Origin of the sequence: Bryobacter aggregatus MPL3 (genome assembly GCF_000702445.1) — a bacterium.
GTDB lineage: Bacteria > Acidobacteriota > Terriglobia > Bryobacterales > Bryobacteraceae > Bryobacter > Bryobacter aggregatus.
The window spans coordinates 2685836-2703010 of record NZ_JNIF01000003.1; the positions used below are offsets into that span (position 1 = coordinate 2685836).

Consider the following 17175-nt stretch of genomic DNA (forward strand, 5'->3'; position numbering starts at 1 on the left):
CGGCAAACTGAAAAGACGCATGCTGCACCGTAGCTTATTGGCTTTCACTCTTGCGCTCGCTGGTTTCGCGGCTCCCCCGATTCCGATTGGGCACCGTGGCTGCCGTACAGAACGGCCAGAGAACACGATGGCGGCCTTCCGGCACGCCATACAGGCGGGAGTAACCGTAATCGAAGCCGATGCCATTGCGACCAAAGATGATCGGGTGATCATCAATCACGATCTCAATATCGACAGCGCGATTTGCTCTCTGGACGGCAAGCCTGTCGCGAAGGACATCCCGATTCGGTCACTGACTTTCGCTGAACTCCAACGCTACGATTGCGGCTCCACCAGAAATCCTGCCTTCCCGCGGCAAGTGCTCGCTCCTGGTGCGCGCATGCCTGCTCTCGAAGAAGTACTCGAACTAGTCCAAGGCCAGAATGTGCAGTTGATGCTGGAGACGAAAATGGATCGCGATGCTTCGCCAACTTTTGTGAATCCGGAACACATTGTTGCGCTGATTGATCGGCAACTGCGCCGCTATGGGGTCTCGAAGCAGATCATCCTGCAATCCTTCGATCACCGGACTCTCGCCGTCATGCACCGCATCAACCCCGACGTCACCCTGTGCCTCTTGAACCCGGCAAAGCACCTCGACAATTATGTGGATCCCTCCCGTGCTCTGGGCGGAGCCATCCAGTTTGTCAACTTCCGCGTGATTGAGCCTGGGGATGTGAAAACGCTGCATGGCGCAGGCATTCGTGTCTTTAGTGGCACTACCAATGACCGGCAAGAATGGAAGCGTCTCACGGCCTTGGGTGTGGATGGTATTCTCACGGACGATCCGGCCGGCTTGCAGGAATTCCTGAAGGCGAAACCGGCAATCTGAAGCTGCTACTCGTCGCTGATCTCCCCGCCGAGTGCCACTCTTTCCCCACTTTCTTCCACGTTGCGCAGGCGTCGCTGGATCACCCGTGTCCGCTGCTCGGCCAGGTCAATCGTCTTTGAGGCCTGATCGAGCTTCTCCCGCACCTTACCAAGCACATCGTGATACTTCAGAAACTCGCCCTTGACGACGCCGAGCAACTCCCACACCTCACCCGAACGCTTCTGGATCGCCAGCGTGCGGAAGCCCATCTGCAAGCTATTCAGCAGGGCAAGCAGCGTACTTGGCCCCGCCATCAGAATCCGCTGCTCGCGCTGCACCTGTTCCACAAATGCCGTCCGCCGCATCATCTCGGCGTACAAGCCCTCGGTGGGCAAATAAAGAATTCCGAAATCCGTGGTCAGCGGCGGCGAAACATACTTCTCTCGAATTGTTTTGGCAAAATGAAGCACTCGCTTCTCCATCTCGCGAATGGCCCACTCAATTCCCGCAACATCGCCGCTCTCGCTCGCCTCCACCAGCCGCTGGTAATCCTCCATCGGAAACTTCGCATCGATTGGCAGCCAGACCGGCAAGCCGTGCAACTCCTGGCCCGGAAGCTTTACGGCAAACTCGACCCGCTCCTGCGTCCCTGTCACCGCCACATTCTTCTCGAATTGATCGGCGGTCAACACCTGCTCGAGCAACGCTCCTAACTGCACCTCGCCCCAGGTGCCGCGCGTCTTTACGTTACTCAGCACCTTCTTCAGATCACCCACACCGCTGGCAAGTGTCTGCATCTCTCCCAGGCCCTGATGCACTTGTTCGAGCCGCTCGCTGACCAAGCGAAAACTCTCTCCCAACCGTTTTTCCAGCGTCCCTTGCAACTTCTCGTCGACGGTGGCCCGCATCTCTTCCAGCTTCTTTGCATTCATGGCTTCGATCGCGCCGAGCCGCTTCTCCATCTCGCTCCGGAGGTCGAACAGCCGGCTCTCGAGCGCACGGGCTTCCTCTCGTTGCTGCTCGAGTTGGGTGCGCAATCCTTGCTGCAGATCCGAGCGCAGCCCGGCTCCCAAGTCACTGAATTCCTTCCGCATCCGCGAAAATTCGTCGAGCATCCCCCCGCTCCCGCGACTTCCGCGCAAGATCAGGAGTAAAAGCGTCGAAATCAGCCCTGCTGCCAGCAGGGCGAGCAGCCATACATTGGAATCCATGCTTCCTTTACTGTAGACTTCGTCGTTTCTACGCTTCCCTGCGACAATAGAAGGATGTGCGGGATCGCAGGCTTTACACATCTCAACACGGCCCCTCCTCTGGGCCGCATTGCTGCGTGTACTGCTTCCATCACCCATCGGGGACCCGACCAGCAAGGTGTTTTCGAGGATGAAACCGTCTCTCTTGGCGCGGTGCGGCTGAAGATCATCGACCTCAGCGCCGGTGCGCAGCCCTTTCATTCCCAGGACCGCAACACCGTCATCGTCTTCAACGGCGAAGTCTACAACTTCATGGAGTTGCGCTCCGAGCTCGAATCGCTCGGCCATCGCTTCACCTCGCATTGCGACACCGAAGTCGTGCTCGAAGCCTTCCGGGCCTGGGGCATCGCCAGCTTCAAGCGGCTTCGTGGTATGTTCGCCTTTGCGATCTGGCACAAGCCCTCGCGGGAGCTCTACGTCGTCCGCGACCGCCTCGGCATCAAGCCCCTTTACTTCCACGAGCAAGGCGAAGACCTCTACTTCGGCTCTGAACTCAAGACGATCTTCGAGCATCCGGAAGTCCCACGCACCCTCGATCGTGACGGTCTCACTTACTATCTCTCCCTGAACTACGTCCCCCAGCCCTACACCCTGGCCGCGGGCATTAACAAGCTCCGTCCTGGCTGCTTCCTCCGCTGGAAAGACGGCACGCTCACCCAGGAGCCCTACTGGACTCTCCAGATGCGTCCCGACGAGCAGATGACCCTCGCCGACGCAAAGGCCGAACTCGACCACCTGATGCAACTTTCGCTCAAGGAACATCTGGTCTCTGACGTTCCTCTCGGCATATGGGCTTCGGGAGGCGTCGACTCCACCACGGTTCTCCATTACGCCGCGCAGCAGGCAGACCGTCAGTTGAAGACCTTCTCGGTTTCCTTCACTGGCCGCAATTTTGATGAATCGCCCTGGTTCCGCGAAGTCGCCAAGGTCTACAACACCGATCACCACGAGTTCGACGTCAACCCGGAATCGGGCCTTGTTGATGCGATCGAACAACTCGCGTTTTACTCAGACGAACCCAGTGCCGATGCTGGCGCTCTTCCTGTCTGGTTCCTCTCGCGCATGACACGGCAGCATGTCACTGTGGCGCTTAGCGGAGAGGGCGCAGATGAATTGTTTGCGGGCTATCAAACCTATCTGGCAGACGAGTATGCCGCGCAGTCTCAGACTGTACCTCGCTTCCTGCGCAAGTCTGCTCTGGCGCTCGCGAATCTCTACCCGGCCTCCAACGACAAGATCAGTCTGGAGTACAAGGCGAAGCGTTTTCTGGAAGGGTCGTTGCAATCTCGAGAAGACGCGCATCTCTATTGGAACGGCACCAACTCGCTTGCCGAAAAGCGAGCGATCGCCCCTGGCATGGCACATCGTCCCGCCTCGGACTTGTATCGCCGCCTTCCCACCGAATCCGGTACGGTGGGTGCGCTCAATCGCAATCTCTGGCTCGATCAACTCTATTACCTGCCGGACGACATTCTCTACAAGTGTGATCGCATGTCGATGGCCCACTCTCTCGAAGTGCGGCCGCCGTTTCTGGACCATCGCATTGTCGAGTTTGCCGGGCGGCTCCCGCAGCACCTCAAACGGAATGGTTCCTCTCTAAAGCACGTTCTGCGTGAACTGGTGCGCGATAAAATTCCGCCCAGTGTCTTGTCGCGGCCCAAGCAAGGCTTCGATATTCCAACCCACCACTGGTTCCGCACCGTGCTCAAGCCGCTGCTGCTCGACACCGTTACGGAGCGGGCTGTTCGCGACACCGGCATCTTCTCCTGGCCTGAGATAGAACAACTGATCGCGCGTCACCTGGCCCGTCGCACCAATGCCGGCTACCAACTTTGGGGCCTGCTGACTCTGTTCCTTTGGATGAAACGATGGAAGATTCAACCTACGGGCGTTCCTACCAGTCCCGTTCGGCATCAGACCGCAATTACTTACTGATCGTCCTGCTCTTCGCAGCGCTCATTTACATTCCCGCCATTGTCAGCCCCCCAGGCTTGATGGATGACGTCGATGCGGTGCAGGCACAGATCGCACGCAACATGCTCGACTCCGGCGACTGGGTCACTGCGCGCCTGAACGGCATTGCCTATCTGGAAAAGTCACCGCTGGTCTATTGGCTCATGGCCGTAAGCTTTGCGATCTTTGGCGTCCACGACTGGGCCGCCCGGATCCCCATCGGCCTCTCTTGCATTGCGCTCTCTCTTCTGACCGCGCGGATTGCCGCCTGGGCCGCCAACCCGCGTCTTGGCCTCACCGCAGGCCTCGTCATGGCTACTAGCCTCGGCCTCTGGCTGTTCACGCGCATCCTCATTCCAGACGTCATCCTCACCTTTTTTATTGCGCTCGCTCTCTGGGCCTTCCTGCGGGTTTTGGATCGGGAGGAACGCTCGCCGCGCCTCTGGTCGAATGTCTTCTCGGCCTCGATTGCGATCGGACTGTTGCTCAAAGGCCTCATTGCCTTTCTGTTTCCTGGCGCTGCTGCGGTCCTCTTTCTTGTCTTCACCAACCAACTCTTTGCGGTAGAAACCTGGCGCCGCCTCCGCATTGTCGAAGGGCTCGCCATTCTTCTGCTCATCGCCGCCCCGTGGCACATCGCGGCCACTCTGGCGAATCCGCCTTACTTCGACCTCACCATGCGCAGCGTTCCCGGCGAATACCATGGCTTCTTCTGGTTCTACTTTCTCAATGAGCATGTTTTCCGATTCCTGAACATGCGCCACCCGCGTGACTACAATACTGTGCCGCGGCTCGATTTCTGGCTGCTCCACCTGGCCTGGCTCTTCCCTTGGTCTCTGAATCTTTTTGCCTTCCGCGGAGCGAATTCCGAACGGCATCGCCGGCTGACGCTGCTTTGCCTCTGCTGGGCGGGCTTCCTGCTCATCTTCTTCACCTTCTCGACCACGCAAGAGTACTATTCGATGCCGTGCTACCCAGCGCTGGCGATTCTGATCGCCTCGGCGATGACTCGCGAACACAACCCTCCGCGATGGCCCACGCGCGCCATCGGAATTGTTTCTGCGCTCGCCCTTTTCGCGATCCTCTTTCTGCTTTCGCAGGTCTGGAATCTTTCCACTCCAGGCGACATCTCGCGTGCGCTTGCGGCACAGAATCCGGACGCCTATACGCTCTCTCTCGGCCACATGGGCGACCTCACGATCCCGGCTTTCGCCTATCTCCGTACGCCTCTCGTCATCGCGGGCATTGCTTTCTTGATCGGAAGCATTGGCGCCTGGCTGCCGCCTCGCGTTGCCGTCTTGGCGTTGGCGCTGATGAGTGTCACCTTTCTCAACGCGGCGCGCATCGCGCTCATCACCTTTGATCCCTTCCTCGGGTCGCGCTCCTTAGCCACGGCTTTGGTACAGGCCCCTCCGGGCCAATGGATTGCGGACAATCAGTACTACGCTTTCTCGAGCATCTTCTTTTACACCAATAAAACAGCGCTTCTGCTCAACGGCCGTGTCAATAATCTCGAGTACGGCAGCTATGCCCCCAATGCGGCGCAGGTCTTCATCGACGACCAGCAGTTCAAGCAGCGCTGGCTCAGTTCCGGCCGCTATTATTTGACCATCGAGCACCCGGCCGTCGAGCGGATTGAAAAGCTTCTTGGGCCTGGGCATCTGATTGAGGTGAAGGAGTCCGGCGGCAAGCACCTTTATACGAATTTGCCGCTATCCTGAAGGCGTGATCGGGCCGCTTCTCTTACTCGCGCTTGCCATGCAATCCCCTGTCGAGGATGGCATCAAAGCGCTTGATGCCGGCAAGCCTGCGGAAGCAGAACTGCTTTTTACCAAGGCTACGCTGGCGGACCCGGCAGACTACTCTGCCTTCTTTAACCTGGCCTTTGCCCAGTCGGTCCTGAATAAGGATTCCGCGGCCACTGCGAATTACCGCAAAGTCCTCGCGCTCAAGCCTGGTCTTTACGAAGCGGAATTGAATCTGGGGATTCTGCTGCTGCGCCAGAAGCTGTCTCAAGATGCAATTCCTTATCTTGAGGCTGCTGCCAAAGCGAAGCCCGATCAGTACCGGCCCAATTACTATCTCGGCGATGCGCTTTTGAACGCCGGCCGCGGAGTCGAGGCCGAGACCGCCTTCCGCGCTGCTTTCCAAATCAACTCGAACTCGGCAGAAGCCGCACAGGGTCTTGGCCAGTCTCTCCTCAACCAGCGCAAGACTGCTGAAGGCGCGGTATGGATCGAGAAAGCTGCGAGTCTCGATCCCAGCTTCCAACCCGCGCTCCTCCAACTGGCGAGTGTCTACGAGGCCGACAAAAACTACGAGGAAGCGATCAAGATTTATCGCCGCTTTCCGAATGAACCCGGCACGCGCGAACGGCTCGGCGAACTCCTGATTGAATCCGGAAAGTCCGCCAGCGCGATTCCAGAATTGGAGGCAGCCGTCCAGCAAAGCCCCAGCCTTGCGAACCTCACTGCGCTGGCCACAGCCTACCTGCAGAACAAGCAGCCGGAGAAGTGCCAGCCGATTATGGATCAAGCGTTGCGCCTCGATCCGAACAACGGCGAACTGCGTCTGCTCTATGGACGGCTCTTGCGCGAACTCCGCAAGTTCGATCTGGCTGCGAATCAGTTTGCGCTGGCAGTGAAGCTGGACCCGAAGTCTTCCGAAGCTTGGTCGGATCTGGCGATGGTCACCGTCCTGATGGATCGCTACGACATCGCACTCACCGCACTCGACAAAGTGAAGGAGCTCCATGCCGAGAAACCGGGCCACAAGTATCTCCGGGCGATCACTTTAGACAAGATCAAGCAGAATCGGAACCAAGCTAAGCTCGCGCTGGCCGCCTACCAGGACTTCCTGAGCGTCGCGGGTGGCAAGTTTCCGGATGAAGAGTTCAAGTCGCGCCAGCGAATCAAAATCCTCGAACGAGAAGTCAACCGATGATCCTTTCTCTCCTCTTCCTCATCTTCGCTGCGCAATCTCTTGAGGAGATCCGGAATCTGCCGGATGCGGAGAAGCGTTATCAGGCGGCGCTCGCTCTTGCGTCTGCCAACCTGGATGAGGCGCGCCTGTCCTCTACCAATGGAACCACCGCTGTAACAAAGGAAAAATTGGAGATGGCTGCTGAGGCGACCGAGCTTTCCCTCAAGTCTTTGGAGGCGATGGGGAAACGGCCTTATCAGAACACCAGAAACTACAAGAGGGCAGAGCTTCGCACCCGCGAGTTCCTCCGCCGTATCGACACTTTGTTGAAAGATGCGAGCGTGGAGGACCGCGATGCTCTCCAATCGGCCCATGAGCGTGTGAATGCCGTTCATGAAGCACTAATCGAAGGAGTGATGAGTAAGAAAAAATGACCCGACGCTGGCTCTTCTTTCTCCCCCTCCTCTTGCAGGCGCAAAAGGACTTCCTCACAGAGGATGAGGTGGACCGCGTCCGCCTGACGCAGGAGCCGAATGAACGGCTCAAGCTCTATACGCTCTTCGCGCGCCAGCGGATCGATCAACTGGAGCAACTCTTTGCCAAGGAGAAAGCCGGCCGCTCGATTCTCATTCATAATTTACTCGAGGAATACTCCAAAATCATTGAAGCCATTGATACTGTTTCGGATGATGCGCTCCGCCGGAATGCTGTGCTCGAAGAAGGCATTCAGGCTGTCATCAAGGCTGAAAAGGCGATGCTCGTCAAGCTGGAGAAATTCGAAGCCGCGGAAGCACGGGATCGCTCCCGTTATGAATTTGTCCTGACCACGGCGCTTGAAACCACGCGGGACTCCATCAGTTCTGGCGAAGAAGACATGTCCGCCCGAGGGAAGCGTGTTGCTGAGGAGTTCAAGCGCGACAAGCAGGAGCGCGAAGCCAGTGTCGCCCCGGTAGAACCGGGCGAGAAAGCGGCCAATCCTGCTGCAGCAAAATCTGCTGAAGCCGATCCCAAGTTGAAAACACGCAAGCCGCCCACCCTTCGTAAGAAGGGTGAAGTCGTACCAGACGATCCAACCAAAAAGTAAAACGAAAGCGGCCTAATTCCAAATGCCCACTTCCCTGAGCGGCTACGCCATGGACCTTGTCAGTCTGACGATTGCTTATCTACTCGCGATTCCCATTGGCCTCGACCGGGAGCGGGAAGAGCACTCTGCAGGCGTTCGCACCTTTCCCATTGTTGCGATCGCCTGCTGTGGCCTGACACTTTTGGTCAAGAATATCGGTGGCACTTCCGACGCCTATTCCCGCGTGCTCCAGGGGCTTGTGACGGGCATTGGCTTTGTCGGTGGCGGAGCCATCCTGAAAGATCGGGGCATGGTTTCTGGTACGGCAACGGCGGCAAGCGTCTGGTCCATCGGCATCGTCGGTGCTGCCGTCGGGTTGGGAGCCTATCACGTTGCTGTCGGGCTGAGCCTCTTCAACTACATCAGTCTGGTTTACTCCCGGCGTTTCAAGACCCGCATCCTGTCGCCGCTCGACCGCGGGACTCCCTTGGCCGATGACTGATCGCCTTTGCTAAGCTGGCCCCAATGAAGCTGGTCTTTCTCTTTGTCCTTGCGGCCCTCCTCAGCCTTGCGCAAAGTGGTGGTGGCGCCGGTGTTCCTACCCAGGCGTTTCACGAGGAAGCGCCGATTGTCACTGCTCACGAAATCACCTTGAACGGCAAGCCTCTCAAGTACAAAGCGGCTGCTGGCATGTTGCCCATTAAGAATGCTCTTGGAGAACCCGAAGCAGGAATGTTCTACGTTGCCTACACGGTCGAGGCCACAGATGCGACGGCTAAGCGTCCCCTTTGCTTTGCATTCAATGGCGGTCCGGGTGCCGGCACTTTGTGGCTGCAACTCGGCGCCATTGGCCCTCGCCGCATTCGCATGAATGATGACGGCTCCATGCCTCCGGCTCCCTATCGACTAGAGGACAATCCAGGCACCTGGCTCGATAAGTGCGATCTCGTTTTTATCGACCCGGTGGGCACCGGCTTTTCGCGTGCCACCAAGCCAGAAACAGCTCGGAAGTTTAACGGACTCACTGGAGACATCGATTCGGTTGGTGAATTCATCCGCCTCTATCTGGCGCGGAACAATCGATTCTCGTCGCCGCTCTTTCTTGCTGGGGAATCCTATGGCACCACGCGCGCTGCCGGTCTTGCCGGCGCGCTGACTACTCGTGGCTATGCGCTCAATGGGGTCATTCTCATCAGCTCGATTCTGAACTTCCAGACGGCTCGTTTCGACAAAGCGAACGACCTGCCCTTTGCCCTCTTCCTCCCCACGTACGTCGCTACCGCCTGGTACCACAAGAAGATCGACCCGGTTTACCAGAAAGACCTGAAAGCCACGCTCAAAGAAGCCCGCGCCTTTGCTGAAGGCGAGTACGCACTTGCGCTCATGAAAGGGGACCGGCTCACCGCAGCCGAGCGCGACAACATTGCGACAAAGCTCTCCAAGTTAACGGGCCTCTCGAAGACCTTCCTGCTCAATAACAATCTGCGCATCGAGATCCAGCGCTTCACCAAGGAACTGCGCCGCGATCAAGACATCACGGTGGGCCGGCTCGACTCGCGGCTCATCGGAACCGATGGAGACCAGGGCGCAACCAATCCGGAGTTCGATCCCAGCATGTCGGCGATCATGCCGCCTTACTCGCATGCGATGAACCAGTATGTACGCGAAGAGCTCAACTACAAAACCGATGCCATGTACTTTGCGCTCGGTGGCGGCATCATGCCCTGGGACTATTCCATGGTGCAGAATCGCTATGTGGATACGAGCGACGCGCTCCGCTCCGCGATGGATCGCAACCCCTTCATGAAGGTTTTTGTTGCGAACGGCTACTACGATCTGGCCACTCCCTTTTTTGCTACCGAATATACCTTTTCCCACATGAGGCTGTCGCCGAAGCTGCGGCAAAACATCACGATGAAGGAGTATGAGGCGGGGCACATGATGTACATCAGCGTTCCCTCATTGATGAAACTCAAGTCGGATGTCGCTGCCTTTCTCGATGAGGCCAGCCACTAAGATCACGCGGCCTCAAACACCAGGCTCACCTCGAGCCCTCTGGGCTTCCGGTTGCGGCAACTGACGCGCCCGCCGCAGGCCTCGACGCAACTCTTGACGATGGCGAGCCCCAAGCCGGCGCCGCCACTTTCCCGGTCGCGGGCATCATCGATCCGGAAGAACGGCTCGAAGATCCGGTCGACAGACTCGTCCGGAACTCCCGGCCCTGCATCGGTCACCACCACGCTCACTTCGCCTCTTGCGCTATTGGCTCCGACGGCGATGGGCCCTTCCGGTCCGGCATAGCGAACCGCGTTCCGAATGACGTTCGCCAAGGCACGGAACAGATACTCGGTCTCGCCCTTCACCATCAGCAGCGGGTCCACTTTGACCTCCATGGCAATGCCTGGCCGCTGCTCTGCGCGTACGGCTCGCCACACCACATCTGCAACGTTCACTGGACCCAGGGCTATCGTTTCTGGACGCATCTCTGCTTTTGCGAATTCAAGCAGACCATCGGTCAATCCGCTCATGATGCGGACGTCTTCTGCCAGGTCTTTCACATAGGCTTCGCCACTCTCGTCCACTTTGCGATCAAGAATTCCCAAGGCCAGTTGCATGCGTCCGAGTGGCGAGCGCAACTCATGAGCCACATCTCCCAGAAATCGCTTCTGGCCATGAGTAAAGGCGCCCAGCCGCGCGGCCATTCGGTTGATCGACGCACCGAGCAAGCCAAGCTCATCATGCCGCTTCACCGAAACCTGGGCATCGAAATCGCCTTCGGCAATGCGGGCCGTCGCACTCGTCATCTGATGGATCGAACGCGTCAATCCCCGTACCAGGGGGACCCAGCATAGGACGCTCACAATGACGGCGGCAAGCCCAATCAGAATCCAGGGCCGCAGTTGAAAGAAGAATGGGTTCGTCAACAAGGTTGGCGAGGCGATGATCAGAATGCCTCGCGACGGGCGTTCGCCCTCCCCGCCAGGCGGCACAAAGGTACGCATTGCCACCCAGAAGTTGTACTTTGAATCGGACTTTGCACTGATCAGAAACGGCCCGCCACCATAAGCGTTCAACCCACGTCCTGGACCCTCTTTGCGCGGATCGTCCTTGCGCAGCATCGGCGGTGGGCCCTCGCGCGGCCAGCCCCCTTCGCGTCCGCCTTCCCGGCCACCCGGGACAAACATCCGCTCTTTCACTTCATGGGGAAGACTGAGCGCCGGCCCCGCAATCCACTCGCCGTCGCCTTTGTACAACGCAAAAGTCACTCCATTGCGTGCACTGTGCTCGCTCAAAATCTGCGTCCAGGTGCTACGTTCGACATCGCGCATTTCGAGCGCAATGCTGCGTGTCTGCGATACGATCCGTTCGCGCGCCGTCGCCATCAGGAAGCTCTCAAACTCCTGCCCCAGTTGCCAGCGAAGCAAGGCCAGGCACATCATGCCCAACACCGCCACATTGCACAAGGCAAGCAGAAGAATCTTGGTGGTCAACCGGAAACGCGGTTCAATTCGCATCAATCTCCCCCTGACTTCCGAATGCGGTACCCCGCGCCGCGCACCGTCTCAATCCACCGGGGCGCTTTCGCATCGTCGCCCAGCTTACGCCGGAGGGAGGAGATATGGACATCGATCGAACGGTCGAACACCTCAAAATCCCGCTCCGCCACCTCGAGCAACAACTGCTCTCGCGACTTCACCCGGCCCGCCGCACGGCCCAGGCTGAGCAGCATGTCGAACTCAATCGGAGTCAGCAGCAACGCTTCGCCGCGCAGCTCTGCGGCGCGCGCTTCGACGTCGATTTTGAGCTCTCCGACGGTGACCATGCTCTCTGCCTCCATCCGCACGCGGGCATTCATCTGGCTGCGGCGCAGTACCGCTCGCAACCGCGCCAGCAACTCGCGGGTGGAGAAGGTCTTTGGAACATAGTCGTCGGCGCCCACTTCGAGCCCGGCAATCCGGTCCGGTTCATCTCCCAATGCCGTTAACATCAGCACGGGGACGGTGCTCTCTTTGCGCAGTTCGCGCAACACTTCCATCCCGTTCATTCCCGGCAGCATCACGTCGAGGATCACTGCGGCATAGGGCATTTCGAGAGCTTTTTTCAGTCCGGCCGATCCGTTGTGCACGACATCCACCTCGTAGCCGAGGGGAGTGAGATAGTCCTTCAGGAGCCGGGCCAGTTTGACGTCGTCATCGATAATTAGCAGCGGAGTTTCGCTCATCGACTTCCAAGCATAAGCTTAAGCACTCCAGCGATTGCAATTCGGCACTTTTACGCAACCTTTACACTTTGATGCCAGATCGACACACTCTCTTTACGAGCGGTCTTCACAATCAACTCATGCGAAACTCCATTCCTCAATTGGTAGTGGCCGCGGCAATCACTTTGCTTCCGGCTCTCAGCTACGCACAGCCTCCGGGCGGTGGCCGTGGCGGCGATCCCGAGCAGATGCTCACTCGTCAGCTCAACATGATGAAAGAGGCTGTTGGTCTCACGGACGATCAGGAGAAAGCAATCCGTCCGATTCTCGCGGAGCAGCAGAAGAAGCAGCGCGAGCTCATGGCCAATGGAATGAGCGACGAAACCCGCGCCGAGATGCAGAAGCTGCAGGCTGCGACCAAAGACAAGGTCAAGAAAGTTCTCAAGGACGACCAGTTGGAGAAGTATGACAAGTTCGAAGCGGAACGCATGAGCCGGCGCCGCGGTCCCGGTGGCCCGCCCCCGCCCAATAACTAAGACTTTTTCAAGCTCCCCTCCTTCCCCCCTAGGAGGGTCTACGATGGAGTGCAAGACGCTCACCCCCGCGCCCTGCACTCCTGACCTATTTTCTGAGGACTTCTTCCATGCCGATTTTCTTGTTACTCCTTGCCTTCACGGCAGCTCTCATGGCCCAGAATCTGAACACTTTTCGCGGGCAGGTGACGGATCCTTCGTCTGCGTCAGTTCCGGGTGCTGTGGTGCGCATCGCTCCTGTCGGCGGCAAAGAGCAGCGTAAGAATACAGATGCGAGTGGAAACTTCGAGTTCCGCAACTTAGTCGCGGGGAAGTACACCATTCGTGTCGAAAAGCCTGGATTCTCGATGTATCAGGTGGATGAGCTGCAAGTCTCAGGGGCGACGCAGTTCAACATCCAGTTGTCGCTCAACGCGCAGGCTCAGGTTGTTGATGTCCAGAGCGAAGTGCAGGGCGTCACGACAGACCCTCTCCAGAACGCCGGTGCGCTTGTGCTCAAAGAAGAAGACCTGGCCTCCTTCTCCGACGATCCCGATCTGCTTGCCGACGAACTGATGGCTCTTGCCGGGCCCGGGGCTGGGCCCAACGGCGGCCAGCTCTTTATCGATGGTTTCTCAGGAGGCAAGCTGCCGCCCAAGTCCTCCATTCGCGAAGTTCGCGTGAACAGCAATCCTTATTCTGCCGAGTACGATCGCATCGGTTTCGGCCGCATTGAGATTCTCACCAAGCCCGGCACCGATCGCTTCCGTGGTGATGCGCACTATAACTTCTCCGACAGTTCGCTGAACTCGCGCAATCCTTTTTCTCCCACCCGCGCGCCCTTCCGCTCGCAGCTCTGGGGCGGCCGGCTCTCAGGCCCCCTCACGGCAAAGAAAGCCTCCTTTTCGATCGACATCGAAGGCCGCAACGTCAATGAGAACGCGATCATCAACGCCACCATTCTCAACACCTCTCTCCTCCCCACACCCTTCCAGCAAACCGTTGTCACCCCGCAGCGCCGCTTCACCATTACCAATCGCATCGACTACGCAATCAACGACAAGAACACACTAGTCGGCCGTTACACCTTCAGTCCGACAAGTTCCGACAACCAAGGCGTCGGCCAGTTCTCGCTGCTCTCGCGTGCTTACAATTCCAAAGATACAGACCACACCGTCCAGCTCACCGAGACAGCCGTTCTCTCGACACGCGCCATCAACGAGACGCGCTTCCAGTACCTCCACTCGAATACCGAGCAGCTTGGAAACAACGCGCTCTACGCGCTCAGTGTGCAGGACGCCTTCACCGGCGGTGGACCGCAGAACGGTGTTTCAAAAACCATTGATATCCACTATGAGCTGACCAACATCACCACCTGGGTCAAGGGCTCTCACACCATCAAGTTTGGTGGCCGGGCGCGGCGTTCTAATCAGGAAAGCACGGCGCCCAATAACTTTGGCGGCTCTTATACCTTCGCGGGTGGTCTCGCGCCGGTGCTCGATGCAAACAATAATCCCATCCTCAACCCCGATGGCAGCAAGAGATTCGAGCAGACCACTTCTCTCGAACGCTACCGCCGGACTCTGCTCTTCCAAGGCCTTGGTTACTCACCTGAGCAGATCCGCAGTCTCGGCGGCGGCGCCAGCCAGTTCAGCATCAATCTCGGCAATCCCTTTGCCGGCGTGAAGCAATATGACGTCGGGCTCTTCACCGCCTGGGACTGGCGCATCAACACCCGCGCCACCTTCTCTGCGGGACTGCGCTGGGAAGATCAGACCAACATCAGCAATCACAACAACATTGCCCCGCGCATCGGGCTTGCCTATGCCTTGGACGGCGGCGCCAAGAAGGTCACCAAGACCGTGCTTCGCCTCGGCACCGGCATCTTCTATGACCGCATCGATGACAGTCTGACCCTCAGTGCGATTCGCTTCAATGGCGTTAATCAGGTGAGCTATACGGTGCGCGATCCAGATTACTTCCCCAATATCCCGTCTCCAGAAGCGCTGGCGCCTTCCCGCAATGCACTCACCATCCGCGAACTCTACTCTGGCCTGCGTACGCCCTATCTCATCCAGAGTTCGGCGGGCATCGAGCGCAGTTTGCCGCGCAACACGAACCTTGCAGTGACCTATATCTTTTCGCGTGGCGTCCATCTGCTCCGCCAGCGCAATATCAATACGCCCTACTTCGACGGCTTCCGTCCCTATGGCAACGTGGGAAACATCTTCCTGAACGAGGCGACGGGCTTCAGCCGCCAAAATCAACTCATGACGAACTTTCGAACGCGCTTCTCCTCGCGCGTGAATCTGTTCGGTTACTACTCGTTGAACTTCGCGCGTGCCGATACGGATGGTGGCGGCCCGGCGAATCCTTACGATCTGCACGGCGAATACGGTCCTGCCCGGCAGGACATCCGCCATCGTTTTACGCTTCAGGGCTCGATCGCCGCCAAATGGGGCATCAGCTTGAGCCCGAATTTCACGGTCAATTCCGGCGCGCCCTTCAACATCACGACAGGCCGCGACACCAATGGCGACACGCTGTTCAACGAACGTCCAGCCTTCGCCACAGACCTCAATGGACCGGATGTCGTGCGCACTCCCTGGGGCAACTTCAATGTGAATCCCGGTCCGCACGATCGCATCATTCCCCGCAACTATGGCCGTGGTCCGGTCAACTACTCGCTGAACCTGCGCCTTGCCAAGACCTGGGCCTTCGGGCCTGAATCGACGACTGCTCGACCCACGCGCGGCGGCGGTGGTGGTGGGGGTGGTGCTCGTGGCGGTGGAGGGCGAGGTGGACGTGGCGGAGGCATGGGAGGAATGGGAGGCGGCATGGGCATGGGGCCCGACGGCGGTGGCGGCTCAACCACCACGCGCAAGTACTCGCTCACCTTCTCCGCCAGTGGCCGCAACATTTTGAACACCGTTAACCTTGCGACGCCCAACGGCAACCTCACCAGTCCTTTCTTTGGGATCTCAACTTCCACTGCAAACGGCGGCGGTTTTGGCGGGGGCGGGGGAGGCGGCGCGGCAGCCAATCGCCGTATCGATCTCTCCGTCCGCTTCAGCTTCTAGCTGCCGCTATACTCATCGAATGCGATTGCTCGCCGCCTTGTTTTTGATCCAGCTCTGCCTCCACGCGGAGGTGATTGCGATCCGGGCGGCAAGGCTCTTTGATGGCCGCTCGGACGCACTCGTCCAGCCTGGCTTAGTGGTCGTCAATCAAGGCCGCATTGAGGCCGTTGGCCCTAACGCCAGCATCCCAGCCGAGGCGCGCATCATCGATCTGGGCGACGCCACGCTGTTGCCCGGCTTCATGGACGCGCACACGCACCTGCGCGGCCTCACTCCCGGCGATTCCAACGCAAGGCAGCTCTCCGGCCTCACCCAGAGCCTGCCCGAGCGGGCGCTGTCTGCCGTGCCCATGGCTCGCGTTACGCTCCGCGCCGGTTTTACGACGATTCGCGATCTGGGCGGCAGTCAGTTCCTCAACATCGGTCTGCGCGATGCGATCCAGAAAGGCTATATCGAAGGGCCGCGCATGTTGACTGTGGTGAACTCGATCGGCACCACCGGTGGCCATTGTGACAGCACCAACGGTTATCTCCCGGACGTCCTTGCCGCCGATCAAGAGAACCCCGCCGTCGGCAACGGGCCCGACGCCCTGCGCGCCGCCGTCCGTTGGAATGTCAAGTATGGCGCTGATGTCATCAAGATCTGTGCAACCGGCGGCGTGCTCTCGCTGAACAACGACGTCGATTCCCCACAACTAACGCAGGAGGAAATGAACGCCGTCGTCGATCAGGCGCATACGATGGGCCGCAAGGCTGCCGCGCACGCGCACGGTGCCGAAGGCGCCAAACGTGCCATCCGCGCCGGAATCGATTCTCTCGAGCACGGCTCTTTTCTCGATGACGAAGCGCTGCAACTGATGCTACAAAAGGGCACTTACTATGTGCCAACACTGATGGCCTATGAAGGCGTCAAGGAAGGCATTGCCGGGGGGAAACTCGATCCGCGGGTGGTGCGTAAAGGACAAAAAGCGCTCGATTCGATCGATCTCACCGTCCGCAAGGCGATCTCGATGGGCGTCAAGATTGCGCTCGGCACCGATGCCGGTGTCTATCCACACGGACGCAATGCCGGGGAGTTCCGCTTGCTGGTGGAGCACGGCATGAAGCCGATCGATGCGCTGAAGGCGGCCACCAGCGTCGATGCGGAACTGCTCGGCATCTCGGACCGTCTCGGCACTCTCACCGCGGGCAAGATTGCCGATATCGTCGCCGTGCCGGGCAATCCCCTCGCCGACATCCGCCAGACGGAGAAGGTCTTCTTCGTGATGAAGGACGGCATCATCTACCGCCATGACCCTCCTGCTCGTCCCTAAATAAATCTGATTTTCCCGGCAACGATTGGACG

At 58.7% G+C, this 17175-nt stretch carries 14 protein-coding genes; 11 read left to right on the forward strand and 3 right to left on the reverse strand.

Annotation, left to right across the window (positions count from 1 at the left end; all coding sequences use genetic code 11):
• The first annotated feature begins 19 nt into the window (after positions 1–19).
• Positions 20–871: a glycerophosphodiester phosphodiesterase family protein gene (locus M017_RS0112600; RefSeq protein ID WP_031498332.1), complete on the forward strand. Its 852-nt coding sequence runs from the start codon at positions 20–22 to the stop codon at positions 869–871.
• 5 nt (positions 872–876) lie between these two features.
• On the opposite strand, the gene M017_RS26620 is transcribed toward M017_RS0112600, so the two are convergent.
• Positions 877–2061: a DNA recombination protein RmuC gene (locus tag M017_RS26620; protein WP_051669990.1), complete on the reverse strand. Its 1185-nt coding sequence runs from the start codon at positions 2059–2061 to the stop codon at positions 877–879.
• 54 nt (positions 2062–2115) lie between these two features.
• On the opposite strand from M017_RS26620, the gene asnB reads away from it, so the two are divergent.
• The 7 genes from asnB to M017_RS0112640 are packed head-to-tail and all read left to right on the forward strand — an operon-like array spanning position 2116 to position 10054.
• Positions 2116–4035, forward strand: a complete 1920-nt coding sequence (asnB, locus tag M017_RS0112610; RefSeq protein WP_051669992.1) for an asparagine synthase (glutamine-hydrolyzing) — start codon at positions 2116–2118, stop codon at positions 4033–4035.
• Positions 3969–5774 carry an ArnT family glycosyltransferase gene (locus M017_RS0112615; protein WP_080507706.1) on the forward strand — a complete coding sequence of 602 codons (1806 nt, stop codon included), beginning with the start codon at positions 3969–3971 and terminating at the stop codon, positions 5772–5774. The genes asnB and M017_RS0112615 overlap by 67 nt, the downstream gene beginning before the upstream one ends.
• Positions 5775–5778: 4 nt before the next feature.
• Entirely contained in the window at positions 5779–6996 is a 1218-nt protein-coding gene (locus tag M017_RS0112620; RefSeq protein WP_031498338.1) for a tetratricopeptide repeat protein, read from the forward strand.
• The gene (locus M017_RS0112625; RefSeq protein ID WP_031498339.1) at positions 6993–7409 is read left to right on the forward strand and encodes a hypothetical protein; all 417 of its coding nucleotides are present in this window, start codon (positions 6993–6995) and stop codon (positions 7407–7409) included. Before M017_RS0112620 ends, M017_RS0112625 begins: the two co-directional genes overlap by 4 nt.
• On the forward strand, positions 7406–8059 hold the full coding sequence (locus tag M017_RS0112630) for a hypothetical protein (protein ID WP_031498340.1): 654 nt from the start codon (positions 7406–7408) through the stop codon (positions 8057–8059). The genes M017_RS0112625 and M017_RS0112630 overlap by 4 nt, the downstream gene beginning before the upstream one ends.
• Positions 8060–8081: 22 nt before the next feature.
• The gene (locus M017_RS0112635; RefSeq protein WP_031498341.1) at positions 8082–8540 is read left to right on the forward strand and encodes an MgtC/SapB family protein; all 459 of its coding nucleotides are present in this window, start codon (positions 8082–8084) and stop codon (positions 8538–8540) included.
• A 23-nt stretch (positions 8541–8563) separates the two neighbouring features.
• On the forward strand, positions 8564–10054 hold the full coding sequence (locus M017_RS0112640; protein ID WP_031498342.1) for a S10 family peptidase: 1491 nt from the start codon (positions 8564–8566) through the stop codon (positions 10052–10054).
• Positions 10055–10056: 2 nt separating this feature from the next.
• Here the strand turns inward: M017_RS0112640 and M017_RS0112645 are convergent, their stop codons facing one another.
• Both M017_RS0112645 and M017_RS0112650 read right to left on the reverse strand, forming a co-directional pair.
• Positions 10057–11553 carry a sensor histidine kinase gene (locus M017_RS0112645; RefSeq protein ID WP_051669993.1) on the reverse strand — a complete coding sequence of 499 codons (1497 nt, stop codon included), beginning with the start codon at positions 11551–11553 and terminating at the stop codon, positions 10057–10059.
• Positions 11553–12260 carry a response regulator transcription factor gene (locus M017_RS0112650; protein WP_031498344.1) on the reverse strand — a complete coding sequence of 236 codons (708 nt, stop codon included), beginning with the start codon at positions 12258–12260 and terminating at the stop codon, positions 11553–11555. The genes M017_RS0112645 and M017_RS0112650 overlap by 1 nt, the downstream gene beginning before the upstream one ends.
• Before the next feature lie 119 nt (positions 12261–12379).
• Here M017_RS0112650 and M017_RS0112655 point away from each other — a divergent pair, with 119 nt between their 5' ends.
• From M017_RS0112655 to M017_RS0112665, 3 genes are all read left to right on the forward strand, one after another.
• Positions 12380–12775 carry a hypothetical protein gene (locus tag M017_RS0112655; RefSeq protein WP_155121387.1) on the forward strand — a complete coding sequence of 132 codons (396 nt, stop codon included), beginning with the start codon at positions 12380–12382 and terminating at the stop codon, positions 12773–12775.
• A gap of 107 nt (positions 12776–12882) precedes the next feature.
• Positions 12883–15831: a TonB-dependent receptor gene (locus M017_RS30425; protein ID WP_031498346.1), complete on the forward strand. Its 2949-nt coding sequence runs from the start codon at positions 12883–12885 to the stop codon at positions 15829–15831.
• A 19-nt stretch (positions 15832–15850) separates the two neighbouring features.
• On the forward strand, positions 15851–17143 hold the full coding sequence (locus tag M017_RS0112665; protein ID WP_031498347.1) for an amidohydrolase family protein: 1293 nt from the start codon (positions 15851–15853) through the stop codon (positions 17141–17143).
• Positions 17144–17175: the final 32 nt, after the last annotated feature.